Consider the following 25,606-nt stretch of genomic DNA (forward strand, 5'->3'; position numbering starts at 1 on the left):
TCGTTCAGGCCTGACAAAAAACGGAGTAATACCGTGCTGACAATACTGGAAGATAAGATTGACACCCCGCTTGGGCCACTGTGGATCTTGTGCGACGAACAATTCAGGCTTCGGGCCGTGGAATGGGAAGAACACAGCGACCGCATGGAACAGTTGCTGAATATTCACTATGGGAAACAAGGGTTTCAACGCGTTAGCAGTCGTAACCCAGGGGGCCTTAGCGACAAGCTGCGTGACTATTTTGCTGGCGATCTGGCGGTGATTGATACTCTGCCCACGGCGACGGCTGGCACGGATTTCCAGCGTCAGGTTTGGCAGGCTCTGCGCGATATCCCCTGTGGGCGAGTGATGCATTATGGCGAACTGGCAGAACAGCTAGGCCGCGCTGGGGCCGCTCGCGCTGTCGGCGCCGCGAACGGCTCAAACCCGGTGAGCATTGTGGTGCCGTGCCATCGCGTCATTGGTCGAAACGGCACGATGACCGGGTACGCAGGCGGCGTGGCGCGGAAAGAGTGGCTGCTGCGCCATGAAGGTTATTTATTACTGTAATGGTGCCAAAAGTGCGGCTATTTATTCCAAAACAGAGTGGCTGCATTTTAATGTTTCAGGGAATTCAACAAGATGAAGACCCTTTTTTAACCCTCTCCCTTTATTATTGTCCGAATAACGTTCTGCCAGACTTACCTGATCGCGAAAAAGATGTTAAAATTGACCAATATCAATTACGGTCCGAGCATATCTATGATCCCTGAAAAGCGTATTATTCGACGAATTCAGTCTGGCGGTTGTGCTATCCATTGCCAGGATTGCAGCATCAGTCAATTATGCATCCCCTTCACGCTTAATGAGCATGAACTCGATCAGCTTGATAATATCATCGAGCGTAAAAAACCGATTCAAAAGGGTCAAACCCTGTTTAAAGCAGGTGATGAACTGAAATCGCTGTACGCTATTCGCTCTGGCACCATCAAAAGCTACACCATTACCGAGCAAGGCGATGAGCAAATCACCGGTTTCCACCTCGCGGGCGACTTGGTCGGCTTCGACGCCATCGGCACTGGTCATCACCCGAGCTTTGCTCAGGCACTCGAAACCTCGATGGTTTGTGAAATCCCGTTTGAAACGCTCGACGATTTGTCCGGTAAAATGCCGAGCCTGCGCCAGCAGATGATGCGCCTGATGAGCGGCGAAATTAAAGGCGATCAGGACATGATTTTGCTGTTGTCCAAAAAGAATGCCGAAGAGCGTCTGGCGGCGTTTATCTACAATCTTTCTCGCCGCTTTGCGCAGCGCGGTTTCTCACCGCGTGAGTTTCGCCTGACCATGACCCGTGGCGATATCGGTAACTATCTGGGTCTGACGGTAGAAACCATCAGCCGCCTGCTGGGTCGCTTCCAGAAAAACGGTATGCTGGCGGTGAAAGGCAAGTACATCACTATCGAGAATATCGATCTGTTATCCGACCTCGCGGGCCAGTCGCGCAGCGTTGCCTGATAACCCTCCCCTTTGCCGGATCGGCTTTTATCCCTTTTATTGATCCGGCAAGGGCTCTCCACCTGTTTCATTCCTTTCTTATGGGTTAATCTTACTTCACAGACTGTGGTTAAGCAGTTGTAAGGAGACCTGTATGGCAAACTACCAAAACATGCTAGTCGCGATTGATCCTAACCAGGACGATCAACCTGCCCTGCGGCGAGCTGTTTATTTGCATCAACGGATTGGCGGCAGGATCAAAGCCTTCCTGCCCATCTATGATTTTTCCTACGAAATGACCACGCTTCTGTCCCCCGATGAACGCACCGCAATGCGTAAAGGGGTTATCAGCCAGCGCACGGCCTGGATTAAGCAACAGGCGCAGTACTATATCGAAGCCGGTATTCCCATTGATATCAAGGTGGTGTGGCATAACCGCCCGTTCGAAGCCATCATCCAGGAAGTGGTCGCCGGCGGGCACGATCTGCTGCTAAAAATGGCGCACCAGCATGACAAACTGGAAGCCGTGATTTTCACTCCAACCGACTGGCATTTGCTGCGTAAATGCCCCTGCCCGGTGTGGATGGTCAAAGACCAGCCGTGGCCGGAAGGCGGTAAGGCGCTGGTGGCGGTGAACCTTGCCAGCGAAGAGCTTTACCACAACGCGCTGAATGAAAAACTGGTGAGAGAGACGCTGAAGCTGGCGGATGATGTCAACCATACCGAGGTTCACCTGATTGGCGCGTATCCGGTTACCCCCATCAATATTGCCATTGAGCTGCCTGATTTTGACCCGAGCGTGTATAACGACGCCATTCGCGGCCAGCATCTGGTGGCCATGAAGGCGCTGCGTCAGAAATACGGCATTGACGAAAAAATGACGCACGTCGAGAAAGGCCTGCCGGAAGAGGTGATCCCTGATCTGGCCGAACATCTTCAGGCCGGGATTGTGGTACTCGGCACCGTCGGGCGCACTGGGCTTTCTGCGGCATTTCTGGGGAATACCGCTGAGCAGGTTATCGACCATTTGCGCTGTGATTTATTGGTGATAAAACCGGACGATTACCAGACGCCGGTTGAGATGGATGACCCGGAAGACGACTGATGTCGCCCCCTCTTAAACATAAACCCCGCTGATTACCAGCGGGGTTTTCATTTGTGGCTCAGGCATTGTCATCGAGGCGAATGATGAGGCCCCGCAGGTAATCGAGCACCATTCTCTCGCTTTCCACCAGCGTGTTTTCCTTCAGGGTGACAGCGCCTACATCCATGTAGGTTGAACTATCCTCTATCGTTTTTCGCATCACCCGTAACCCCTCATGAGACCAGGGCCGATAGACCAGATCTGATAAAATAGTGACGCCCCTTCCCTTGGCCACCAGGCTGCGCACTGTTTCAAAGGACGTGGTGGTAAAAACGATATTTGGCCGCCCTCCTTTCGCCTGCCAGTGCTGGCAAATGACGTCCGGGTATTTATCCGTATCCAGCATAATAAACGGTGCGCCTGCAATATCGGCCAGTTTCACACCCGGCTGGCTGAGCAGCGGATGGCCCTGAGCAACCCAAAGACGGCGCTGCGAGCGAATAAATGTCTCAACGTTAAGTCCCGCGTCGTGGCTAATGTTCGACGTAAGCACCAGGGAAAACGCCAGCGTTCCGTGCCGGAGTTGTTCAATAAGCCTGGCTGGCTCGTTTTCAACAAAACGGATCACCATCAGGGGAAAGTGCTGTTCGACTTCACTGATAATTGCCGGCAGTAAATAGGCCGAAATCGTCCTGGCGATGCCAATCGTTATCTCTCCCGCAGCCAGCTCGGGCTGGTACTGCAGATCCTCGATAGCATGCTGACTGTCGCTGATAATTTTGCGCGCATGAAGCAAAAAGCGCTCACCGGACGGCGTAAGCTGCACGCCCTTAGCGTGACGCAGAAAGAGCTGGCTGTTCAGCACTTCTTCCAGATTGCGCATGGCGACGGTCATTGAGGACTGCGAAATATGGCAGCGCGTCGCCGCTTTGGAAATCTGTTTCGTCTGTGCTAAAGCAATGAAAAACTTCAGTTGTCGAAGAGTAAAATCCATAGATAAAAACGATACCTTGAAATTAAAAAGATGAATTAGCTTTGCATTTCGCTCGCACTTATCCTTTTTGTGTCGACAAGAAAACGCAATTCGTCCGTAAAATCAATCATCAAGCCGTTTGCATCTACTTTGATATATCGCGCTCGGCGGATGCTTTATCGAAATTATAGATAAAAACGATATTTAGCATCCAGCTAATAGCCTACGATGGAAATTAATCTATGCCGTATTTATTACTCAGCCTCGCAGCCCTGTTCTGGGGCGGTAACTATGTTGTCGGGCATGTGCTGGTGGCTCAAGCCGATCCGATTGTTCTCTCTGAAGCCCGCTGGTTGCTGACCGCGCTGCTGTTAATGGCGCTTTACCGGAAGCAAGTGATTAAACAGTGGCCGGAAATGTTGAAAGCCAGGGGTACAGTTTTTTTTCTGGCGCTTTGTGGCCAGGTACTGTTCCCGGTGACGTTGTATATAGGACTGCAATACACCTCCTCGCTCAACGCTGCCATTTACCTCTCGACTACGCCAGCGCTGGTATTACTCATTAATAAACTGGTGTTCAAAGAGACCATCTCACGGCGTAACATTTTGGGCGTTCTGCTCAGCTCAGTAGGGGTGCTCTATCTGGTGATGCAGGGTGATTTGCTGCATATCGACACACTAAAAAATCTGAACAAGGGGGATGCCTGGACGATGGGCTCGGCGGTAAGCTGGGCGCTGTATTGTGCATTTTTACGGCTAAAGCCCAAAACCATCGGCGGCAATGCCTTTGTTGTCGTCAGCGCCGTGATTGGTGCGCTGGTACTGATTCCGCTGCTTGTTTTTACGTTTATGCCCCAGCCGCAGCCATTTAAAGGCCAGTATCTGAACACTGGTTTTTTAGCCGGATTGGCTTACCTCGTTATCTTCCCTTCATGGCTGGCTTATCTGCTTTGGAACAAAGGGATTTTAGCGATTGGCGCGACTCGCGGAGAAATTTACTCGCACCTGATCCCACTTAGCGGCGGCGCGTTCAGCATCCTCTTTTTGAATGTCCCGCTACATACTTTTCATTTGATAAGTGCATTGTTGATAGCGTCCGGGATAGCGCTTTGCTCGGGGCAGGCAAAAAAAAGCCGCCCATTTGGGCGGCATTCACAAGATGGCTAACGTTTACAGCGCTTTCAGAATCGCTTCGACGCTGGCTTTGGCATCACCAAACAGCATCTGGGTGTTCTCTTTAAAGAACAGCGGGTTCTGCACGCCTGCGTAACCGGTATTCATTGAGCGCTTAAACACAATCACGTTCTGCGCTTTCCACACTTCCAGCACCGGCATACCAGCGATTGGGCTGTGCGGATCGTCCTGAGCAGCCGGGTTAACGGTATCGTTAGCCCCGATAACCAGCACGGTGTCGGTGTCGGCGAAGTCGTCATTGATCTCGTCCATTTCCAGCACGACGTCGTAGGGCACTCGGGCTTCAGCCAGCAGTACGTTCATGTGGCCCGGCAGACGCCCCGCGACAGGGTGAATACCAAAACGCACTTTGACTCCGCGGGCACGCAGTTTTTCGGTAATTTCAGCCACCGGATACTGCGCCTGGGCCACCGCCATGCCGTAGCCTGGGGTGATGATCACCGACGTGGAATTCTTCAGCATTTCAGCCGTTTCTTCCGCGCTGATTTCACGGTGTTCACCCGCCTCTTCCGTTTCACCGGTTGAAGAACCGTCGGTACCGAAACCGCCGGCAATCACGCTGATAAACGAGCGATTCATCGCCTTACACATAATGTAGGAGAGGATGGCACCAGAAGACCCCACCAGCGCACCAGTGACAATAAGCAGGTCATTGCTGAGCATAAAGCCCGCAGCCGCTGCGGCCCAGCCCGAGTAAGAGTTAAGCATCGACACCACAACCGGCATGTCTGCCCCGCCGATGGACGCCACCAGGTGCCAGCCAAACGCCAGCGCAATGATAGTCATCACCAGCACGGCCAGAACCTGCATACCAACGCTTTCGGTACGCACAAACACCAGCAGCAGCGCGAAGGAAACCACCAGCGCCGCCAGATTGAGCTTATGACGATTTGGCAGCATCAGCGGTTTAGACGAAATTTTACCGCGCAGCTTACCAAAGGCGACAATAGAGCCGGTAAAGGTCACTGCCCCGATGAAGATCCCGATGAAGACTTCCGTTAAGTGGATATTCTCCATAATCGGCTCAAGGCCAGGACCGTGATCGAGGTAGCTGTTAAAGCCAACCAGCACCGCCGCCAGGCCCACAAAGCTGTGCAGCACGGCAACCAGCTCCGGCATTTCGGTCATTTCGACTTTCTTCGCCAGGTGAATACCAATCGCCCCGCCGATCACCATCGCGATGATAATCCACACGACATTGCCAGTTTCCGGGCCAAAAATGGTCGCCACCAGCGCAATCGCCATCCCCGCGATACCAAACAGGTTACCCTGCTTTGAGGTTTCGTGTTTCGACAGGCCAGCCAGGCTAAAAATAAACAGGATCGCGGCAACAATGTATGCAGCTGTAACTAATCCACCAGACATGTGTTACCCCTTAGTTCTTCCGGAACATTTTCAGCATGCGCTGAGTGACGGTGAAACCACCAAAAATATTGATACTGGCGATCAGTACCGCAATGAAGCTCAGGAAGCTGACCCAGCCGCCGTGGCCAATCTGCAGCAGCGCACCTACCACGATTATCCCTGAAATAGCATTCGTCACCGACATGAGCGGCGTATGCAAAGCATGGGAGACGTTCCATACCACGTAGTAGCCCACCACGCAGGCCAGCGCAAAGACGGTGAAGTGACCAAGGAACTCTTTTGGCGCCACGCTTGCGAACCAGCCAAACAGAATAATTGCCAGCGCCATCAGGCCATATTTAAACCACGGAGACGTTGGTTTTTTCTCTTCGACCGGCTCAGCAGCTGGTTTTGCAGCGGCCTGCGGCTGAGCGGAAACCTGAATCGGCGGCGCAGGCCAGGTGACTTCACCTTCGCGAATAACGGTCACGCCGCGCACAACCACATCATCAAAATCAACGGTGATATTGCCGTCTTTTTCCTTACACAGCAGCTTGAGCAGGTTGACGAGGTTAGTGCCGTAAAGCTGGGAGGACTGGGTCGGCAAACGGCCCGGCAGATCGGTATAACCAATGACCTTCACCCCGTTAGGCGTCACGGTGACCTGGTTCGCAACGGTGTATTCGCAGTTGCCGCCGTTTTGTGCCGCCAGATCGACAATCACGCTGCCCGGCTGCATGGAATCCACCATTTCACGGGTAATCAGCTTCGGTGCAGGTTTGCCCGGAATCAGCGCCGTAGTGACGATGATATCCACCTCTTTCGCCTGAGCCGCAAACAGCGCCATTTCGGCTTTGATAAAGGCTTCGGACATCACCTTCGCATAGCCATCCCCGCTGCCGGCTTCTTCTTTGAAGTCCAGCTCCAGGAATTCGGCGCCCATGCTTTGCACCTGCTCTTTCACTTCAGGACGGGTATCAAACGCACGAACAATTGCCCCGAGGCTGTTAGCCGCGCCAATCGCTGCAAGGCCCGCAACACCCGCGCCGATAACCATCACTTTAGCTGGCGGGACTTTACCGGCGGCGGTGATTTGCCCGGTGAAGAACCTGCCAAACTCATGTGCGGCTTCGACAATCGCACGGTAACCGGCGATGTTAGCCATGGAGCTAAGCGCGTCCAGCGACTGCGCACGTGAAATACGCGGCACTGAGTCCATCGCCATAACGGTGATGTTCCGCGCCGCCAGTTTTTCAAGCAGCTCCGGGTTTTGCGCCGGCCAGATAAAGCTGACCAGCGTCGAACCTTCACGAGCAAGCTCAATCTCGTTATCCAGCGGGGCGTTCACTTTAAGGATAATGTCCGACTGCCAGACATCCGCGCCGCTGGCAACGATCGCCCCCGCGCGCTCAAACGCTTCGTCGTCAAAACTTGCCAGTTTCCCCGCATCGCTTTCAACGGCGACAGTGAACCCCAGTTTAATCAGCTGCTCTACCGTTTTCGGCGTGGCGGCTACACGGGTTTCATTGGCCAACCGCTCTGTTGGTACACCAATACGCATAGTATTCCCTTCCATCTGTTTTTGATGATGGTTTGCCAGACCTTGCCATGGCCAGACGCAAGCATCCGCCCGCACGCGCAGGCAGATATCTGTTCCATTACCACTTCAACAAAAAATACATCTGTAACAAACTTTTTATAACCTACTGAAAATAACGACTGTGATCTACATCCGCATCCTGGTATTTCTATTTTTATCGCAAAAATTCAGTCATCAGGTGCTCAGACAGTTGTTTTAATCTTTATTTACACGCCGAGGCCTGATAATACGCTTAACCGAGACGGTAAGACATGATTCTACGCCGCAACAAAAACCATTTTTAACAACATTTTAACCAAATAAGTCATAAGCTTTATCAGTTTTAGCGGTGAATGCCTCTTTTTTTAACTTAATAACGTTTGTCGCTGTTATTCATCGCCGGGAAGGCACAAGGCGCGAAAAATGCCGCAGACAAGGACGCTATTTCAAGCCATAATCGGCATCTAATCGGTCCTAATCAGAGAAGTACCTGTATTCATTTTGCGCAAGGCGAAGGATTATTTTTATGAATCTCAAGAACACCCTTCTGGCGTCAGCTCTTATTTCCGTCACCTCGCTGTCCGCTCAGGCGGCGACCGAACTGACACCAGAGCAGGCGGCCGCACTTAAGCCGTACGATCGAATCACTATCACAGGCCGCTTTAATGCTATCGGCGATGCCGTGGCCGCCGTTTCTCGCCGCGCAGATGCTATCGGGGCCGCTTCTTTCTACGTGCTGGACACCAGCGCAATGGGCGAAAGCGGCAACTCCCGCGTCGTGGCTGATGTTTATAAGAATGATGCACCTAAAGCCGATGCGCCTAAGAACCGCGTCATCAATGGCGTGATGGAGCTGCCGAAAGACCAGGCTTATCGACTTGAACCCTTTGATACCGTCACCGTTCAGGGTTTCTTCCGTACCCAACCGGACGTTAATGATGCCATTACTAAAGCTGCACGCGAAAAAGGGGCTGCCTCCTTCTTTATCGTGCGCCAGGTCGATACCAACCAGGGCGGCAACCAGCGCGTAACGGCGTTTATCTATAAAGCTGACGCTAAAAAACGCGTTGTGCAAAGTCCGGACCTGCTGCCAGCAAACTCCGAAGCAGGTAAAGCGGCGCTCGCCGCGGGCGGCGCTGCTGCCAAAAATGTGGAAATTCCAGGTGTTGCTTCTTCAGAAACGCCGTCTTCCGACGTTGGCCGTTTCTTTGAAACCCAGTCATCTCAGGGTTCACGTTATACCGTAACGCTACCAAACGGCACCAAAGTACAGGAAGTCAACAAGATAACGGCTGCCCAAATGGTGCCATTTGACAGCATTAAGTTCACCGGTAACTTCAGCAGCATGACCGAAGTTTCCTACCAGGTTGCGAAGCGTGCAGCTGATAAAGGGGCTAAGTTCTACCACATCACTCGCCAGTGGCAGGAACAAGGTAACAACTTAACCGTCAGCGCAGACCTGTTTAAATAAGATACACCATCAATCAAAGGGCAGCTTCCGCTGCCCTTTTTTTTGCACTCAAATCATTTTATCGCACCACACGCATTGCAAGCAGTGTGCACACTTCGTAAAATCCCGCGCCTTAGCGTGATCCTCCATTTATATGCGAAAAAGCAAAATAATTATGCTGGAACACTTCTGACCTCAACAGGATGCGTATGGAAAAGAAACTTGGCCTCGCAGCGCTCACCGCGCTGGTATTAAGCTCCATGCTCGGCGCAGGCGTGTTTAGCTTGCCGCAAAATATGGCAAGCGTTGCGAGTCCGGCTGCGTTGCTGATCGGCTGGGCGATCACTGGCGTAGGTATTCTGCTTCTGGCTTTGGCGATGCTGGTGCTTACCCGACTCCGCCCCGACCTGGACGGCGGAATATTCACCTACGCGCGTGAGGGCTTTGGGGAGCTTATCGGCTTTTTCTCGGCCTGGGGGTACTGGCTGTGCGCGGTGATCGCCAACGTTTCTTACCTGGTCATTGTTTTCTCCGCCCTTAGCTTCTTTACCGACACGCCTGAGCTGCGTCTGTTCGGCGACGGCAATACCTGGCAATCCATCGTTGGCGCATCCGTGCTGTTATGGATGGTGCACTGGCTGGTGCTGCGAGGCGTACAAACGGCGGCCGGCATCAACCTGGTCGCAACGCTTGCGAAGCTGCTGCCTTTGGGGATGTTTGTGGTACTGGCGGCAGTTGCTTTTAAGCTATCCACCTTCTCTCTCGATTTTACCGGTATTAAACTCGGCGTTCCCGTCTGGGAACAGGTGAAAAACACCATGCTGATTACCCTTTGGGTCTTTATCGGCGTGGAAGGGGCCGTGGTGGTATCCGCACGAGCAAGAAATAAAAAAGACGTTGGCAGAGCAACGCTTCTGGCTGTCATTGCCGCACTCAGCGTCTACCTGCTGGTCACGCTACTTTCACTCGGCGTAGTTGCTCGCCCTGAGCTTGCTGCAATGCGTAATCCGTCTATGGCAGGCCTGATGGTCGAAATGATGGGCCCGTGGGGGGAAGTGATTATTGCTGCCGGATTGATTGTTTCCGTGTGCGGCGCGTACCTGAGCTGGACAATTATGGCTGCAGAGGTGCCATTGCTGGCGGCAACCCATAAAGCTTTCCCCAAAATGTTTGCCCGTCAGAACAAAAACAACGCACCGTCGGCTTCTCTTTGGCTGACAAATATTAGCGTGCAGGTGTGCCTCGTGCTGATCTGGCTGACCGGGTCGGACTACAACACGCTGCTAACCATCGCCTCAGAAATGATTCTGGTGCCTTATTTCCTGGTGGGTGCATACCTGCTAAAAATCGCGACCCGCCCTCTGCACAAGGCGATTGGTTTTGGAGCCTGCCTTTACGGTTTGTGGCTGCTTTATGCGTCAGGCCCGATGCATCTGCTGCTTTCGGTCGTATTGTATGCGCCTGGATTATTAGTCTTTATTTACGCGCGTCGTACCCATACGCACGAAAAGTCGCTAAATTTAAAAGAAAGAACGATGATTTGCCTGATGCTGCTGGCAGCATTTCCGGCAACGTGGATGCTGGTGGGGTAACGAATCCTTTCCCCGGCAACTATTCTGGATGAGGGGAGCCAAGCTATTAACCGACCTATTCTTATCACCGGTGCAGGCCAGCGTATTGGCCTGGCACTGGCTCAGCATTTTCTGGCTAAATCTCAGCCGGTAATTGTCAGCTATCGCACTCGCCATTCCGCTGTCGACAAACTCGAACAGGCCGGTGTCACTTGCCTGTACGCCGACTTTTCAACGAATGAAGGCATCCTTGAATTCGCTGAACGGGTGAAGTCACTCACGCCCGCGCTGCGCGCCATCATTCATAATGCCAGCGAATGGAAGCCAGAAACCCGCGACACGGCCCTGTGCGATACGCTACAGGCAATGATGCAGGTTCATGTTGCCGCGCCCTACTTACTTAACCATGAGCTGGAGAGCTTGCTGCGCGGACACGGTCAGGCGGGCAGCGATATCATCCATCTGACCGATTACGTGGCGGAGCGCGGCAGCGACAAACATATCGCTTACGCCGCCAGTAAAGCGGCACTGGAAAATATGACGCTCTCTTTTGCGCTTAAACTGGCTCCGGAAGTCAAAGTCAACGCCATCGCGCCTGCCCTGATCATGTTTAACACCGATGACGATGCCGACTACCGCCAGCGCTCTCTTAACAAATCGCTGATGAAAATCGCCCCGGGTGAACAGGAAATTGTGCGTCTGGTTGAGTATCTGTTAACCAGCCGCTATGTCACCGGCAGAAGTCATGCCGTAGACGGTGGCCGGCACCTACGCTAACACTGTTTACCAACCATTAATGGTGTAATCTATTGCATCATTGTATGTTCAAATTTTAAAAGCCGACGCGGCGGATTATGAGCAAAATAGTTTACGTGGAAGACGACCCGGAAGTTGGCGGCCTGATAGCCGCCTATCTCGGGAAACATGACATTGACGTTATCGTTGAAACCCGCGGTGACCGCGCCGAAGCGGTTATCCAGCAACAGCAACCGGATTTAGTGCTGCTGGATATTATGCTGCCGGGGAAAGACGGGATGACGCTTTGCCGCGACCTTCGTCCACAGTGGGATGGCCCGATTGTTCTGCTGACATCCCTGGACAGCGACATGAATCATATTCTGTCGCTGGAAATGGGCGCAAATGACTACATTTTAAAAACAACGCCGCCTGCGGTGCTGCTGGCGCGTTTACGGTTACACCTCCGTCAACGTGTTTCAGCCCAACAAACGGCAGACACAACGGCCAGCAACCTCAAACCGCATAAAGCTATACGTTTTGGTACGCTGTGTATTGACCCGCTGAACCGCCAGGTCACGCTTGGGGATGAAAACGTCGTGTTGTCGACTGCGGATTTCGATCTGCTGTGGGAACTTGCCACGCACGCCGGTCAGATAATGGATCGTGATGCCTTATTAAAAAATCTGCGTGGTGTGACCTATGACGGCATGGATCGCAGCGTGGATGTGGCCATCTCCCGCCTGCGTAAAAAGCTGCTGGATAATGCGACTGAGCCCTTCCGTATCAAAACCGTGCGCAACAAAGGCTATTTATTTGCTCCTCACGCCTGGGAAAGCGAAGCTTAATGAAATACGGATTTGACGGTAACGCTCAATGAAAAAGCTGTTTGTACAGTTTTATCTTTTGTTGTTTGTCTGCTTCCTGGTGATGACCATGCTGGTCGGGCTGGTGTATAAGTTCACCGCCGAGCGGGCGGGACGCCAGTCGCTGGATGACTTAATGAAAAGTTCGCTGTACCTGATGCGCAGCGAGCTACGTGAAATTCCGCCGCGGGACTGGAATAAAACGATCAACGATCTCGACCTGAACCTCTCCTTCAAGCTCAATATTGAGCCGATGAGCAAGTTCAAACTCGATGACGTTGCCGCTCGCCACCTGCGAGAAGGCGAGATTGTGGCGCTGGACGAAGAGTATACATTTATCCAGCGCATTCCACGCAGCCACTACGTTCTGGCCGTTGGCCCAATTCCGTATCTCTTTTATCTGCACCAGATGCGGCTGCTGGATATTGGCCTGATCGCATTTATCGCTATTTCGCTCGCCTTCCCGGTGTTCATCTGGATGCGCCCGCACTGGCAGGACATGCTCAAACTGGAAAGTGCCGCCCAGCGATTTGGTAAAGGTCACCTGGATGAGCACATCCATTTTGATAATGCCTCTAGCTTTGAACGGCTGGGCATTGCCTTTAACCAAATGGCCGATAACATCAACGCCCTGATTGCCAGCAAGAAGCAGCTGATTGACGGCATTGCCCACGAGCTGCGTACCCCGCTCGTTCGCCTGCGTTACCGTCTTGAAATGAGCGACAACCTCAGCGAAGAGGAATCTCTGGCGCTCAATCGGGATATTGGCCAGCTAGAGGCGCTGATTGACGAGCTGCTAACCTACGCGCGCCTCGACCGCCCGCAGACCGAGCTTCATCTGGCGCACGTCAAATTTGCCAGTTGGATGGAAACGCATATTGCCGACGTACAGCTCATTCACCGTCAGCGCCGGATTAGCCTGGAGACAGATACCCTCACCGCCATTGACTATGGCGCGCTGGATCTGCGTCTCATGGAACGCGTCACGGACAACCTGATCAATAACGCCCTGCGCTACAGTGAGCAGCAGCTGCGTGTCAGCCTGTGGCGTGAAGATGATATCGCCCATTTGCAGGTAGAAGATGACGGCCCGGGCATTCCCGAGGAAGAGCGCGCCCGCGTATTCGAGCCTTTTGTTCGCCTCGACCCCAGCCGGGACAGGGCAACCGGCGGCTGCGGGCTTGGCCTGGCGATAGTCCATTCTATTGCCGTGGCGATGGGTGGACACGTCACCATTGAAAGCAGCTCTTTGGGCGGCGCCAGCTTCCGCTTTTCATGGCCGGTCAATACCACGTACCTTTCCTGAATCCTGAATTCGCCAGCCCGGTAACCCCTTACCGGGCGATTTTTCCCTGTTAAGCGGCAGGTTCACAGTTGCTGATGCAGCCTCCCGTTGCTACAGTTCATAAGTATGTTGTAACTAATGTGAGTCGCTATGCCACGCTACGATCTTATTGAACGTTTAACGTCCACCTGCCGGGAGCTGGAGCAGCACCTGGCTGTGCTCAGGGCACAGCTCGGTCAGCTTCGACTGCTCAGCGGGCGGGTCTTTACGCTGCCGGAGATAGAAAAAAGCAAAGAGCACGATCCGCTCTCTAAGATTGAAGTCACCCAGCGCGTCGGGCTGGAGGCGCATCACGCCGCCGTCGCCCACTTTACGCGGCTGTTTATCCAGCAGCAGTCGGAAAAAATCAGCACCAAGGCCGCCGTGCGCCTACCCGGCGCGCTCTGTTATTCGGTCAGCGAAGAGCAATACCAGCAAACTTCGGGGCTCCTGGAAAACATCAACCAGCTGAAACACGCGCTGGAGCAGATTATCAGCGTCGAGTCAGAGCTACCCTCCGCTCAGCGTTTTGAATGGGTTCACCACCATATTCCTGGCCTGCTTACCCTGAGCGCCTATCGCGCCATTACCCTGCTTGAAACGCCGGACACCGTGCGTTTTGGCTGGGCGAATAAACAGATTGTCAAAAATCTTAGCCGCCAGCAGGTGCTGGAGATGCTGGAAAAAAGCCTGAATGCCGGTCGAGCCGTGCCGCCGTGGACGAAGGAACAGTGGGCCGATCGCGTGAGGCAGGAAATGGATGAAGTGCAAAGGCTGCCGGAAAACGCACGGCTGAAAATCAAGCGCCCGGTGAAGGTTCAGCCCGTGGCCCGCGTGTGGTATCAGGCGCAGCAGAAACAGGTGCAGTATGCCTGCCCTTCTCCGCTGATTGTGTTGTGTAAGCAGGAAAGTGGTGAAACCTCGCCCGATTTAGGCGAACTGCTGAATTACGATGCCGAAAACATTCAGCACCGCTATAAGCCTCAGGCGCAGCCGCTGAGACTGATTATCCCGCGGCTGCATCTGTACTGCGCAACGTAAAACTTACGACTTCATGCTGCCGACCATATCCTCAGGGCGAACCCAGGCGTCAAACTCATCCTCGGTCAGATAACCGAGCTTCAGTGCCGATGCTTTAAGGGTCAGCCCCTCTTTATGGGCCTTTTTGGCAATTTCTGCCGCCTTGTCATAGCCAATATGGGTATTGAGCGCGGTCACCAGCATCAGCGACTCGTTCAGCAACTGGCTGATGCGATCGCGATTAGGCTCAATGCCCACCGCGCAGTGCTCGTTGAAGCTTTCCATACCGTCGGCAAGCAGGCGAACGGACTGCAGGAAGTTATGGATAACCATCGGGCGATACACGTTCAGCTCGAAGTTACCGGACGCACCGCCGATGTTCACCGCCACATCGTTCCCTAGCACCTGGCAACACAGCATGGTGACGGCCTCGCACTGGGTCGGGTTCACTTTACCCGGCATGATGGAGCTGCCCGGTTCGTTCTCAGGAATCGACAGCTCGCCAATGCCGCAGCGCGGGCCGGAAGCCAGCCAGCGAACGTCGTTGGCAATTTTCATCATCGACGAGGCCAGCCCTTTCAGCGCGCCATGCGCATGAACCAGGGCATCGCAGGTGGCCAGTGCTTCAAATTTGTTTGGCGCCGTGACGAACGGCTGCTTCGTGAAGTCAGCCAGCTCTTTTGCCACGCGCACCGCATATTCAGGGTGGGTATTCAGCCCGGTACCCACCGCCGTACCGCCCAGCGCCAGCTCCGCCAGATGCGGCAGGCTATGATCGATGTGCTTCAGGTTATGCTCAAGCATCGCCACCCAGCCGGAGATCTCCTGCCCCAACGTCAGCGGCGTGGCGTCTTGCAGGTGGGTACGGCCAATTTTGACAATATCCTTAAACGCATCGGCTTTTTTGGCCAGCGTTTGCCTGAGCACGTTTAGCTGCGGCAGCAGGTGCTCGCGAACCGCGATAATGGCCGCCACGTGCATGGCGGTCGGGAAAACGTCGTTCGAACTCTGACTTTTGTTCACGTCGTCGTTCGGGTGCACCAGTCGCTCCATCCCACGTACGCCACCCAGAATTTCACTGGCGCGGTTCGCCAGCACTTCATTCATGTTCATGTTGCTTTGGGTGCCGGAGCCGGTCTGCCAGATAGCCAGCGGGAACTCACCGGGGTGCTTTCCTGCCAGCACTTCATCTGCGGCCGCGATAATGGCCGTACCGCGCTCTGCGGGCAGCAGGCCGAGGTCAACGTTGACCTTCGCCGCCGCGCGCTTGGTAAGCGCCAGCGCTCGAATCAGCTCGGTCGGCATTTTCTCGGTAGAAATGCGGAAGTGCTCAAGTGAACGCTGGGTCTGCGCCCCCCACAGCTTATCTGCCGGGACGTCGATCGGGCCCATTGAGTCTTTTTCACTGCGACTGGATGTCATGCCTTTCTCCTTTGCGATAAAAAAAGCCGCCACTATAGGCGGCGGCTTGAGTATTACTTAACGCATCGAGAGCACTGTGAGGCCTGAATTTTCTGGAAGAAGTCGTTGCCTTTGTCATCCACCAGGATGAACGCCGGGAAGTCTTCCACTTCGATTTTCCAGATAGCTTCCATACCCAGTTCCGGGTACTCCACACACTCCAGGCTCTTGATGCTATTTTGCGCCAGCACCGCCGCCGGGCCACCGATACTGCCCAGGTAGAATCCGCCGTGTTTGTGACAGGCATCGGTCACCTGCTGGCTGCGGTTGCCTTTGGCCAGCATGATCATGCTGCCGCCGTTGGCCTGCAGCTGATCCACGTAGGAGTCCATGCGGCCCGCCGTGGTCGGCCCTAAGGAGCCGGATGCGTAGCCGTCCGGCGTTTTGGCCGGGCCTGCGTAATAAATCGGGTGATCTTTCACGTACTGCGGCAGATCTTCCCCGTTATCGAGACGTTCTTTCAGTTTAGCGTGAGCGATGTCACGCGCCACAATAATGGTGCCGGTTAACGACAGACGGGTGGACACCGGGAAGTCGGACAGCTGGGCGAGGATCTCTTTCATCGGACGGTTCAGGTTGACCTTAACGGCTTCCCCCTCGCCCGCCTGACGCAGCTCTTCCGGGATGTACTTGCCCGGATTGTGCTCCAGCTTCTCAAGCCAGATGCCGTCTTTGTTAATTTTGGCTTTGATGTTGCGGTCGGCTGAGCAGGACACGCCCATGCCAACCGGGCAGGATGCGCCGTGGCGAGGCAGACGAACGACGCGGATGTCGTGGGCGAAGTATTTGCCGCCGAACTGCGCGCCCAGGCCAAGATTCTGCGCTTCTTTCAGCAATTCTTCTTCCAGCTGCACGTCGCGGAACGCCTGGCCGTATTCGTTACCTTCGGTTGGCAGACCGTCGTAGTACTTGGTTGACGCCAGCTTCACGGTTTTCAGCGTCGCTTCAGCAGAGGTACCGCCGATAACAAACGCCACGTGATACGGCGGGCAGGCTGCGGTGCCCAGGGTGCGCATTTTCTCCACCAGGTAATCTTTCAGCTTCGCCGGGGTGATCAGCGCTTTGGTTTCCTGATAGAGATAGGTTTTGTTAGCCGAACCGCCGCCTTTGGCGATGCACAGGAATTTGTACTCGTCGCCGTCCACGCTGTAGAGATCGATCTGCGCTGGCAGGTTGGTGCCGGTGTTCACCTCTTTGTACATATCCAGCGCGGCGTTCTGGGAATAGCGCAGGTTATCTTCAATAAAGGTGTTGTAGACGCCGCGAGACAGCGCTTCTTCGTCGCCACCGCCGGTCCAGACGCGCTGGCCTTTTTTACCCATAATGATAGCGGTGCCGGTGTCCTGGCAGGTCGGCAGAATGCCCTTGGCGGCAATATCTGAGTTACGCAGGAACTGCAGCGCAACGTATTTATCGTTCTCGCTGGCTTCCGGATCGCTCAGAATGTCCGCCACCTGCTGCTGGTGCGCCGGGCGCAGCATAAACGAAGCGTCGTGGAAGGCATGCTGAGCCAGCAGCGTCAGGGCCTGAGGGTCAACCTTGAGGATTTGCTGGCCGTCAAACTCGGCGACGGAAACATAGTCAGAGCTCAGGAGGTAATATTCGGTCGGGTCTTTCTGGAGCGGAAAAGGCTCCTGGTAATGGAAGGGTTTATTCGACATATTTCTCTCACTTGCGACAACAGTAACGTTAATTTTTATATTTCAGCGCAGGATCTTACGCTGCGTTCCAAAAACAAGTCATAACATGCTACACAATTTTTTAACAGAAACTGAGACTAATACGACTTTTTGTTGCCCTGGTTACTTCCCCGCGGATAATTGGTTTAATAACTGAAACTTCGATTCAATGATGACAGGGACCTGAGATGCAAAAATTGATCAATGCGGTACAAAATTATGCCTGGGGAAGTGAAACGGCGCTAACGGAACTGTATGGCATCGCCAACCCGCAGCATAAGCCCATGGCCGAACTGTGGATGGGCGCTCACCCAAAGAGTAGCTCAAAAGTGCTCGATGCCAACGGGCAACCGCACGCATTGCGCGATGTGATTGACGCCGATAAGCAAGCGCTGTTGGGGAAAGCCGTTGCCGAGCGTTTTGGCGAGCTGCCTTTCCTGTTCAAAGTCCTTTGCGCCGCCCAGCCTCTCTCCATTCAGGTTCATCCGAACAAAAAAGCCTCTGAAATCGGCTTTGCGAAAGAAAATGCAGCGGGAATTCCGCTTGATGCCGCAGAGCGTAACTACAAAGATCCTAACCACAAACCTGAACTGGTTTTTGCCCTGACGCCGTTCCTCGCGATGAACGCTTTCCGCGAATTCTCCGACATTGTGTCGCTGCTGCAGCCGGTTTCTGGCGCACATCCACTGATTGCGCATTTCCTCCAGCAGCCTGGGGCCGAAACCCTGGCGCAGCTGTTTGCCGGCCTGCTAAATATGCAGGGCGGAGAAAAAGCCCTGGCCCTTGGCGTACTAAAAGCTGCCCTGAATAATCAGCAGGGCGAGCCGTGGGAAACCATTCGCCTGATTTCCGAGTTCTACCCGGACGACAGCGGCCTCTTCTCCCCGCTGCTGCTAAACGTGGTTAAGCTTGAGCCGGGCGAAGCGATGTTCCTGTTCGCCGAAACCCCACACGCCTACCTGAACGGCGTCGCGCTGGAAGTGATGGCTAACTCTGACAACGTGCTGCGTGCCGGGCTGACGCCGAAGTACATCGACATCCCTGAACTGGTGGCCAACGTCAAATTTGAGCCAAAACCGGCCAATCAACTGCTGACCGAGCCGCAGATAAACGGCAGCGAACTGGACTTCCCTATTCCAGTGGATGACTTTGCCTTCTCCCTGCACGACCTGGGCACGCAGGAAGCCGCGCTGGCACAACAAAGCGCTGCCATTGTGTTCTGCGTTGAAGGTGAAGCCGTGCTAACCAAAGACGCCCAGCGCCTGGTGCTGAAGCCGGGCGAGTCAGCCTTTATTAGCGCCGCAGAATCCCCGATTGCCGTCAGCGGCGTTGGCCGGGTAGCACGAGTGTTTAATAAACTTTAACTTACTGATCTTTTTAGCGCGTATTGCTAAGCTAGTAAGCATGTTGACGAAAACGCCTGATAACAGGCGTTTTTCTTTCGCCCGGTGGGGGACGGCTGCCGGCTTCTATACATGACATGGATAATGACACGATGAAAAAATCTCTGGTTGCGGTTGGGGTAATTGTTGCGCTGGGCGTGGTATGGACCGCTGGGGCCTGGTTTACGGGCAAACAGCTCGAAGGCCGTATGGCCGAAATGATTGATAACGCCAATGCTGAAATCAAAAATTCAGCACCGGAATCAGGGCTGGTCCTCAGCTATCAGGACTACAAGCGTGGGCTTTTCCATAGTTCGGTACAGCTGGTGGTTAAACAGGCTGCCGGGACGAAAAACGCCCTGCTCACGCCAGACCAAAGCGTGTTATTCAACGAAACCATCGACCATGGTCCTTTCCCGTTCGCACAGCTGAAGAAATTCAACCTGATCCCGAGCATGGCGTCGATCCACACCGAGCTGGTGAATAACGACACCACCAAACACCTCTTCACGCTGACCAAAGATAAGCCGCTTATCGGCGTGGAAACTCGCGTGGGCTACAGCGGTGCAACGTCTTCGGATATCGCCCTGGCGGCCATTGATGCCACCGAGGGTGAAGACAAGTTCAGCTTCAGCGGCGGAAAATTTACCGCCGACGTTGATGGCGCGGGCAATGAAATAGCCCTGTCCGGCTCGGCCGACAGCGGCCTTGTAAACACCGTTAACGAATACGGCCAGCGCGTGCAGCTCTCTTTCAACGGGATCAAAACCGACGGCGACAGCAAACGCAGCCTGTTTGACCAGCGCGTAGGCTCTCAGAAAGCGACCATCGATAAGCTGTCTATGGTTGTGGATGGCAAAGAAATTGCCGTCGTGGAAGGCTTTAACCTGAACGCAAAATCTGACGTGCAGGACGACAAAAAACACTTCACCGGCCAGTTCGACTACAGCCTTGATGCGCTGAAAGTCCAGAACCAGAACATGGGCAGCGGCAAGCTGACGCTCAAGCTCGGCAATATTGATGCCGCCGCGCTGCGCGAGTTTACCCAGAAATATAACGCGGGCGTACAGCAGCTGATGGCCGATCCAGCGCTGCAGCAAAACCCTGAGCTCTATCAGCAAAAATCCGTGGAGCTGATTAGCGCTAACCTGCCGCTGCTGCTGAAGGGCAACCCAATCATTACCGTCGCCCCGCTGAGCTGGAAGAACGCGAAAGGCGAATCGACCTTTAACCTGTCCTTGTTTATGAAGGATCCGCAGGGCGCAACCGGCCCGGCCAATTCGGCGGAAGAACAGCTGGATCGCTACGTGAAATCTCTCGACGCGAAGTTGGTTATCCCTATGCCGATGGCTACGGGGCTGATGTCCCAGGTGGCGCAGCTGGAAGGCTATAGTCCGGAAGAGTCAGACAAACTCGCCAGCCAGCAGATCAAGGGCCTCGCTGCCATGGGCCAGATGTTCCGCGTCACCAAAGTTGACGGCGATAACATCACCACCAGCCTGCAATACGGCAATGGCAAAGCCTCCCTGAACGGCGAGCAGATGTCGCTGGGCGAGCTGTTCAGCATGTTCGCGCTGCCGGCAGGCATGGGTGGACCGGCGCTGCAGGATAACGATAGCGATGCCGTGCCGCAGCCACAGGACGAAGCGCCGGGAGACGATGCTTCTCCGGATGCCGACCCGGCACCTCAGCAGTAAGCCATACAAAAACCCGCCAGATGGCGGGTTTTTTAGTTTCTGTCGGCCAGCAGCGCCGCAAGTGAATCCCGAATCTCTGGCCATTCATCGTCAATAATGCTAAATCTTACCGAATCACGCTTGCGGCCATCCGGCATGATTCGCTCGTGCCTGACAATCCCTTCCTGCTTCGCGCCTAATCTTAGAATAGCCCGGCGAGACTTTTCGTTAATCACATCCGTGGTGAACTGCACCCGAACACAATCCAGCGTCTCAAACGCATATTGCAGCATTAGAAATTTGGCTTCGGTATTGGCCCAGGTTCGCTGCCAGCGGGCGGCAAGCCACGTACTGCCGATTTCAAGCTTGCGGTTTTTCATATCTATTTTCCAAAACCGCGTGCAGCCAATCACGTGTCCAGACTCAATATCCGTCGTCACGAACGGCAAAATAGTTCCTGCCTGCCGCCCATTGAGCGCATGCTGGATGTAGTCGTTTACCGTCTGCGCGGACGGCACAACGGTAAACGGCAAATTCCACAGCTCACCGTCCGAGGCGGCCTCAACCAGCAGTGGGGCATCGCTCAGCGCCAGCGGCCTGAGCTTGATACGCTGGCCGGTAAGGGTAGGAAAGTCGCTCATGTGATTCCTGAAAAAGTTAGTTTTTAATGGTGATTAACCGGGCGGGCATAATCTGATTGCTGAACAGGACGTCGCTTTCCTGGGCTCGCTGGAGAATACGCTGTGCCGCGCTGCGGCCAATTTCTCTCGCAGGCGTCGTCACCCACGTCATTGGCACGTCGTCCAGATCATCTTCTGTAACTTCGGCAAAGCCTGCCAGCGCGATGTGCCGGTCGTAATAACTGTCCACGCTGCCGCCGCCCATCTGCCAACCCGCGCGGGTCAGGCCGAACCACGCCCCCATCGCCACGGTGCTGTTGTGGCAAACCACGGCGCTGATGGTCGGGAAGTTGTGCAGCAGTTCCGTGATGGCATCCGCCGCCTGTTTCTGGCTCGGCTCGCACTCAAGGATCCAGTCGCTGTGGAAAGGCAGCCCATGCTGCATCAGGGTGGCGCAAAAGCCGCCCAGCCGTTCCGCACGTGTTAACGACGAGCTACGCCCGCCCAGCCACGCAATACGCTGATGCCCGCGCTTAATCAGATGCTCGGTCACCATTTGCGCTGCCTGCATATTATCCGGGCGGATGATATCAACCTCGTCCAGATAACTTGCTCGTGAGGCAAACACCAGCGGCACCTTATTCTGTACTGCCATATCCCGCAGATCCGCGCCCTGACCTGCCGCACCGGCAATAATAATGCCGTCCACGCCCTGGGCCACCAGCGTGTCAAAACAGCGCTGCATGTGCTGTCCCTGGCTACCGCTCTGGGTGAGAAACAGAAGCTGGCCCTGTTGCTCCAGCGCTTCCGTTAACCCGGCGGTTAACTCCGCATAAAAAGGATTACAGAGATCGCGGACAATCAGGCCAATCACCCCGCTCTGGCCACCGCGCAGCGAAGCGGCCTGGCGATTACGCACAAAGCCTAACTTTTCGATAGCCTCATTCACCCGCTGACCGGTGGCGGTGGAGATCCTCCCCTTACCGCTAAGCACCAGCGATACCGTGGTCACCGAGACACCTGCTGCCTCGGCAACCTCGTTGATAGTGATTCTTTTGGTCAGCGTCGACATCGTTAAGTCAGATCCTCCGTGAATCGATAAATATAAAGATAAAACGTTTTACTAATGCTGGCACATTCAACGTCATTATGCGCGGTAATTCTGCGATCGTCCTCACGATAAAATTGGGTAAAACGTTTTATCATTTTCAAACTTTACTACACAACACCTCATTTTAACCGGGTCAAGGAGTCGTGATGGCGGCTAATACACCACAAAAAAAATCGCTTTGGGAGTTTTTCCAGAACCTCGGCAAAACTTTTATGTTGCCGGTGGCGCTGCTGTCGTTCTGCGGCATCATGCTGGGGATTGGCAGTTCGCTGAGCAGTCATGACGTTGTTACCGAGATCCCGTGGCTGGGCAACCCAGTCTTACAGCTGATCTTTACCTGGATGAGCAAAATGGGCTCATTCGCGTTCAGCTTCCTGCCAGTGATGTTCTGTATCGCCATCCCGCTGGGCCTGGCGCGTGAAAATAAAGGCGTGGCCGCCTTCGCCGGCTTTGTCGGCTATATGGTGATGAACCTCGCGGTTAACTTCTGGCTGACCGCCAAAGGCATCTTGCCAACGACCGATGCGGCAATCCTCAAAGCCAATAACATTCAAAGCGTGCTCGGCGTGCAGTCAATTGATACCGGTATTCTCGGCGCGGTCATTGCCGGGATTATCGTTTATCTGCTGCACGAGCGTTTTCACAATATCCGCCTGCCGGACGCATTAGCGTTCTTCGGCGGCACCCGCTTTGTGCCCATTATTACCACCCTGGTGATGGGCCTGGTTGGCCTGGTTATCCCGCTGATCTGGCCAATTTTTGCCGCCGGGATAAACGCCCTGGGCTATATGATCCACAGCGCAGGTATCTTCGGGCCAATGATCTTCGGTACCGGGGAACGCCTGCTGCTGCCGTTCGGCCTGCAGCACATTCTGGTGGCCCTGATTCGCTTCACCGAAGCGGGCGGCACCATGGACGTGTGCGGTCACACCGTGAGCGGCGCGTTGACTATCTTCCAGGCGCAGCTGAGCTGCCCGACCACCCACGGCTTCTCTGAAAGCGCAACGCAGTTCCTGTCTCAGGGTAAAATGCCGGCGTTCCTCGGCGGCCTGCCAGGTGCCGCGCTGGCGATGTACCACTGTGCTCGCCCGGAAAACCGCCATAAAATTAAAGGGCTGTTGATCTCCGGCGTGATTGCCTGCGTCGTGGGCGGCACCACCGAACCTATCGAGTTTCTGTTCCTGTTCGTCGCGCCGGTGCTGTACCTGATTCACGCCGTGCTGACCGGGATTGGCTTCACCATGATGTCCGTGCTGGGCGTGACTATCGGCAACACCGACGGCAACATTATTGACTTCTTCGTCTTCGGCGTGCTGCACGGCCTGTCCACCAAATGGTATATGGTCCCGGTTGTGGCCGCGGTATGGTTTGCTGGCTACTATGCCATCTTCCGCTTCGCCATTACCCGCTTCAATATCAAAACCCCAGGGCGTGATATTGAAACCACCACTGCAGAAAAACCGGTTGGCGGCCACACGGGCAAATCTGGCTATAACGTGCCAGCGATTCTGGCGGCGCTGGGCGGCAGCGATAACATTTCGACGCTGGATAACTGTATCACCCGCCTGCGCCTGTCGGTTAAAGATATGTCGCTGGTGGATACCGCGGCGCTGAAGGCCAACCGCGCCATCGGCGTGGTGAAGCTCAACGAGCACAACCTGCAGGTGGTTATCGGGCCACAGGTTCAGTCGGTAAAAGATGAGATGGTCGGCCTGATGCGTACCGTCGAGGCTTAATTTATCCAGGAGCACTTCGGCGCTCTTCATTATCATGCAAAGAGGGAAAGCGCGGTTTTCCCTCTTTGTGGTTAAAAGCTGTGAGGTTGTATGTTTGATTTTTCTGTTCCGGTAGACCGCCACGGCACCTGGTGCACCCAGTGGGATTATGTGGCCGACCGCTTCGGCGCGGCCGACCTGCTGCCCTTCACCATTTCCGATATGGACTTCCCTACCGCGCCCTGCATTCTCGCTGCCCTGCAAAAAAGATTGGTCCACGGCGTACTCGGCTACAGCCGCTGGAAGAACGACGATTTTCTCTCCGCCATCGCCCACTGGTACCAGCAGCGTTTCGGCAGCAGCATCGACCCGGAGAGCGTAGTCTACGGTCCTTCGGTGATTTACATGGTTTCGCAGCTTATACGCCAGTGGTCGCAGCCGGGCGACGGCGTGCTGATTCATACCCCCGCGTACGATGCGTTCTACAAAGCAATTGAAGGCAACCAGCGTCAGGTTCTGAGCGCGCCGCTGCAAAAAACGGCGCAAGGCTGGCACTGCGATATGGCGGAGCTGGAAACCCTGCTCGCCAGGCCTGAATGTAAAATCATGCTGCTTTGCAGCCCGCATAACCCAACGGGCAAAGTCTGGACACGGGAAGAGCTGACCACCATGGCTGAACTCTGCGCACGCCACGGCGTGCGGGTTATCAGCGATGAGATTCATATGGATATGGTGTGGGGCAATAACCGTCACATTCCGTGGTGCGAAGTTGGCCTCGGCGGCTGGGCGCTGCTCACATCCGGCTCGAAAAGCTTCAATATCCCGGCACTTACCGGCGCTTACGGGCTGATTAATCATGCAGACGACCGCCAAAAATACCTGAACGTGCTCAAAGGGCAGGATGGCCTCTCCTCTCCGGCGGTGCTGGCGATTGTGGCTCATATTGCCGCCTACCGTGAGGGCCAACCCTGGCTTGACGCGCTGCGGGACTACCTGCAAAGCAATTTACAGTTCGTGGCCGACAGGCTGAACCAGGCGTTCCCGGAGCTGAACTGGCAGCCGCCGCAGTCAACCTACCTGGCCTGGATTGATTTACGCCCGCTGGGGCTGGACGACAGAGCGCTGCAGAAAGTGCTTATTGAAGAGCAGAAGGTCGCCATTATGCCGGGCTATACCTACGGTGAAGAGGGTAACGGTTTTGTACGCCTGAACGCCGGGTGCCCGCGCGTCAAACTTGAGGCTGGCGTCGAGCGGCTTATTGCCGGGATCCATTCGCTGTCATAGCCCGTAAAGGGGAGCCAGCTCCCCTTCCTCTCCTGCGGCATTCATCACTTCGTCATGTTTCCGACA

Annotated in this window: 21 protein-coding genes; 14 read left to right on the plus strand and 7 right to left on the minus strand. The window is 54.7% G+C overall.

The genetic code is table 11. The annotated features are described in order from the left end of the window. Positions 1 to 33: 33 nt before the first annotated feature. The 3 genes from ogt (at position 34) to uspE (ending at position 2,578) form a co-directional block, all read left to right on the plus strand. Positions 34 to 549, plus strand: coding sequence for a methylated-DNA--[protein]-cysteine S-methyltransferase (gene ogt, locus F3J28_RS07575; protein WP_166874640.1), 516 nt, complete (start codon positions 34 to 36; stop codon positions 547 to 549). 192 nt (positions 550 to 741) lie between these two features. Next, positions 742 to 1,494: a fumarate/nitrate reduction transcriptional regulator Fnr gene (fnr, locus tag F3J28_RS07580; RefSeq protein WP_008456375.1), complete on the plus strand. Its 753-nt coding sequence runs from the start codon at positions 742 to 744 to the stop codon at positions 1,492 to 1,494. Between the two features lie 133 nt (positions 1,495 to 1,627). Continuing rightward, positions 1,628 to 2,578 (plus strand): universal stress protein UspE, encoded by a 951-nt coding sequence (gene uspE, locus F3J28_RS07585; protein WP_166874643.1) that lies wholly within the window; start codon positions 1,628 to 1,630, stop codon positions 2,576 to 2,578. 58 nt (positions 2,579 to 2,636) lie between these two features. Here the strand turns inward: uspE and F3J28_RS07590 are convergent, their stop codons facing one another. Then, positions 2,637 to 3,551 carry a LysR family transcriptional regulator gene (locus tag F3J28_RS07590; protein WP_166874644.1) on the minus strand — a complete coding sequence of 305 codons (915 nt, stop codon included), beginning with the start codon at positions 3,549 to 3,551 and terminating at the stop codon, positions 2,637 to 2,639. Between the two features lie 221 nt (positions 3,552 to 3,772). On the opposite strand from F3J28_RS07590, the gene F3J28_RS07595 reads away from it, so the two are divergent. Next, the gene (locus F3J28_RS07595; protein ID WP_166874647.1) at positions 3,773 to 4,696 is read left to right on the plus strand and encodes a DMT family transporter; all 924 of its coding nucleotides are present in this window, start codon (positions 3,773 to 3,775) and stop codon (positions 4,694 to 4,696) included. 3 nt (positions 4,697 to 4,699) lie between these two features. Here the strand turns inward: F3J28_RS07595 and pntB are convergent, their stop codons facing one another. Further along, the gene (gene pntB, locus F3J28_RS07600) at positions 4,700 to 6,088 is read right to left on the minus strand and encodes a Re/Si-specific NAD(P)(+) transhydrogenase subunit beta (RefSeq protein ID WP_166874650.1); all 1,389 of its coding nucleotides are present in this window, start codon (positions 6,086 to 6,088) and stop codon (positions 4,700 to 4,702) included. A 10-nt stretch (positions 6,089 to 6,098) separates the two neighbouring features. Continuing rightward, complete coding sequence (gene pntA, locus F3J28_RS07605) at positions 6,099 to 7,628, minus strand: Re/Si-specific NAD(P)(+) transhydrogenase subunit alpha (protein WP_166874653.1); 1,530 nt, start codon at positions 7,626 to 7,628, stop codon at positions 6,099 to 6,101. 544 nt (positions 7,629 to 8,172) lie between these two features. Between pntA and ydgH the strand changes: the two genes are divergently transcribed. From ydgH to tus, 6 genes are all read left to right on the plus strand, one after another. Further along, positions 8,173 to 9,117, plus strand: coding sequence for a DUF1471 family protein YdgH (ydgH, locus tag F3J28_RS07610; protein WP_008456381.1), 945 nt, complete (start codon positions 8,173 to 8,175; stop codon positions 9,115 to 9,117). A gap of 188 nt (positions 9,118 to 9,305) precedes the next feature. Further along, entirely contained in the window at positions 9,306 to 10,688 is a 1,383-nt protein-coding gene (locus F3J28_RS07615; protein ID WP_166874656.1) for an amino acid permease, read from the plus strand. A 24-nt stretch (positions 10,689 to 10,712) separates the two neighbouring features. After that, complete coding sequence (folM, locus tag F3J28_RS07620; RefSeq protein ID WP_166874837.1) at positions 10,713 to 11,444, plus strand: dihydromonapterin reductase; 732 nt, start codon at positions 10,713 to 10,715, stop codon at positions 11,442 to 11,444. A gap of 77 nt (positions 11,445 to 11,521) precedes the next feature. Beyond that, entirely contained in the window at positions 11,522 to 12,250 is a 729-nt protein-coding gene (rstA, locus tag F3J28_RS07625) for a two-component system response regulator RstA (RefSeq protein WP_008456384.1), read from the plus strand. A gap of 28 nt (positions 12,251 to 12,278) precedes the next feature. Next, positions 12,279 to 13,574 carry a two-component system sensor histidine kinase RstB gene (gene rstB, locus F3J28_RS07630; protein WP_008456385.1) on the plus strand — a complete coding sequence of 432 codons (1,296 nt, stop codon included), beginning with the start codon at positions 12,279 to 12,281 and terminating at the stop codon, positions 13,572 to 13,574. A 129-nt stretch (positions 13,575 to 13,703) separates the two neighbouring features. Further along, positions 13,704 to 14,633 (plus strand): DNA replication terminus site-binding protein, encoded by a 930-nt coding sequence (tus, locus tag F3J28_RS07635; RefSeq protein ID WP_166874659.1) that lies wholly within the window; start codon positions 13,704 to 13,706, stop codon positions 14,631 to 14,633. A 3-nt stretch (positions 14,634 to 14,636) separates the two neighbouring features. Here the strand turns inward: tus and fumC are convergent, their stop codons facing one another. Both fumC and fumA read right to left on the minus strand, forming a co-directional pair. Next, positions 14,637 to 16,034, minus strand: a complete 1,398-nt coding sequence (gene fumC / locus F3J28_RS07640) for a class II fumarate hydratase (protein WP_008456388.1) — start codon at positions 16,032 to 16,034, stop codon at positions 14,637 to 14,639. 53 nt (positions 16,035 to 16,087) lie between these two features. Further along, positions 16,088 to 17,734 carry a class I fumarate hydratase FumA gene (gene fumA, locus F3J28_RS07645; protein ID WP_008456390.1) on the minus strand — a complete coding sequence of 549 codons (1,647 nt, stop codon included), beginning with the start codon at positions 17,732 to 17,734 and terminating at the stop codon, positions 16,088 to 16,090. A 206-nt stretch (positions 17,735 to 17,940) separates the two neighbouring features. Here fumA and manA point away from each other — a divergent pair, with 206 nt between their 5' ends. Further along, a complete protein-coding gene (manA, locus tag F3J28_RS07650) occupies positions 17,941 to 19,116 on the plus strand; it encodes a mannose-6-phosphate isomerase (RefSeq protein WP_166874662.1) in 1,176 nt (391 codons plus the stop codon). Between the two features lie 131 nt (positions 19,117 to 19,247). Next, on the plus strand, positions 19,248 to 20,831 hold the full coding sequence (locus tag F3J28_RS07655) for a YdgA family protein (protein ID WP_166874665.1): 1,584 nt from the start codon (positions 19,248 to 19,250) through the stop codon (positions 20,829 to 20,831). Positions 20,832 to 20,863: 32 nt separating this feature from the next. Here F3J28_RS07655 and F3J28_RS07660 read toward each other — a convergent pair whose 3' ends face one another. Then, complete coding sequence (locus F3J28_RS07660; protein WP_008456396.1) at positions 20,864 to 21,451, minus strand: GNAT family N-acetyltransferase; 588 nt, start codon at positions 21,449 to 21,451, stop codon at positions 20,864 to 20,866. Between the two features lie 16 nt (positions 21,452 to 21,467). Next, the gene (locus tag F3J28_RS07665) at positions 21,468 to 22,502 is read right to left on the minus strand and encodes a Mal regulon transcriptional regulator MalI (RefSeq protein ID WP_166874667.1); all 1,035 of its coding nucleotides are present in this window, start codon (positions 22,500 to 22,502) and stop codon (positions 21,468 to 21,470) included. Between the two features lie 185 nt (positions 22,503 to 22,687). Here F3J28_RS07665 and malX point away from each other — a divergent pair, with 185 nt between their 5' ends. Continuing rightward, on the plus strand, positions 22,688 to 24,277 hold the full coding sequence (gene malX, locus F3J28_RS07670) for a maltose/glucose-specific PTS transporter subunit IIBC (protein ID WP_008456400.1): 1,590 nt from the start codon (positions 22,688 to 22,690) through the stop codon (positions 24,275 to 24,277). Between the two features lie 90 nt (positions 24,278 to 24,367). Next, entirely contained in the window at positions 24,368 to 25,540 is a 1,173-nt protein-coding gene (locus F3J28_RS07675) for a MalY/PatB family protein (RefSeq protein ID WP_166874670.1), read from the plus strand. Positions 25,541 to 25,606 lie beyond the last annotated feature (66 nt).

Source organism: Enterobacter sp. Ap-1006 (assembly GCF_011752835.1).
Taxonomy (GTDB): Bacteria; Pseudomonadota; Gammaproteobacteria; order Enterobacterales; family Enterobacteriaceae; genus Cedecea.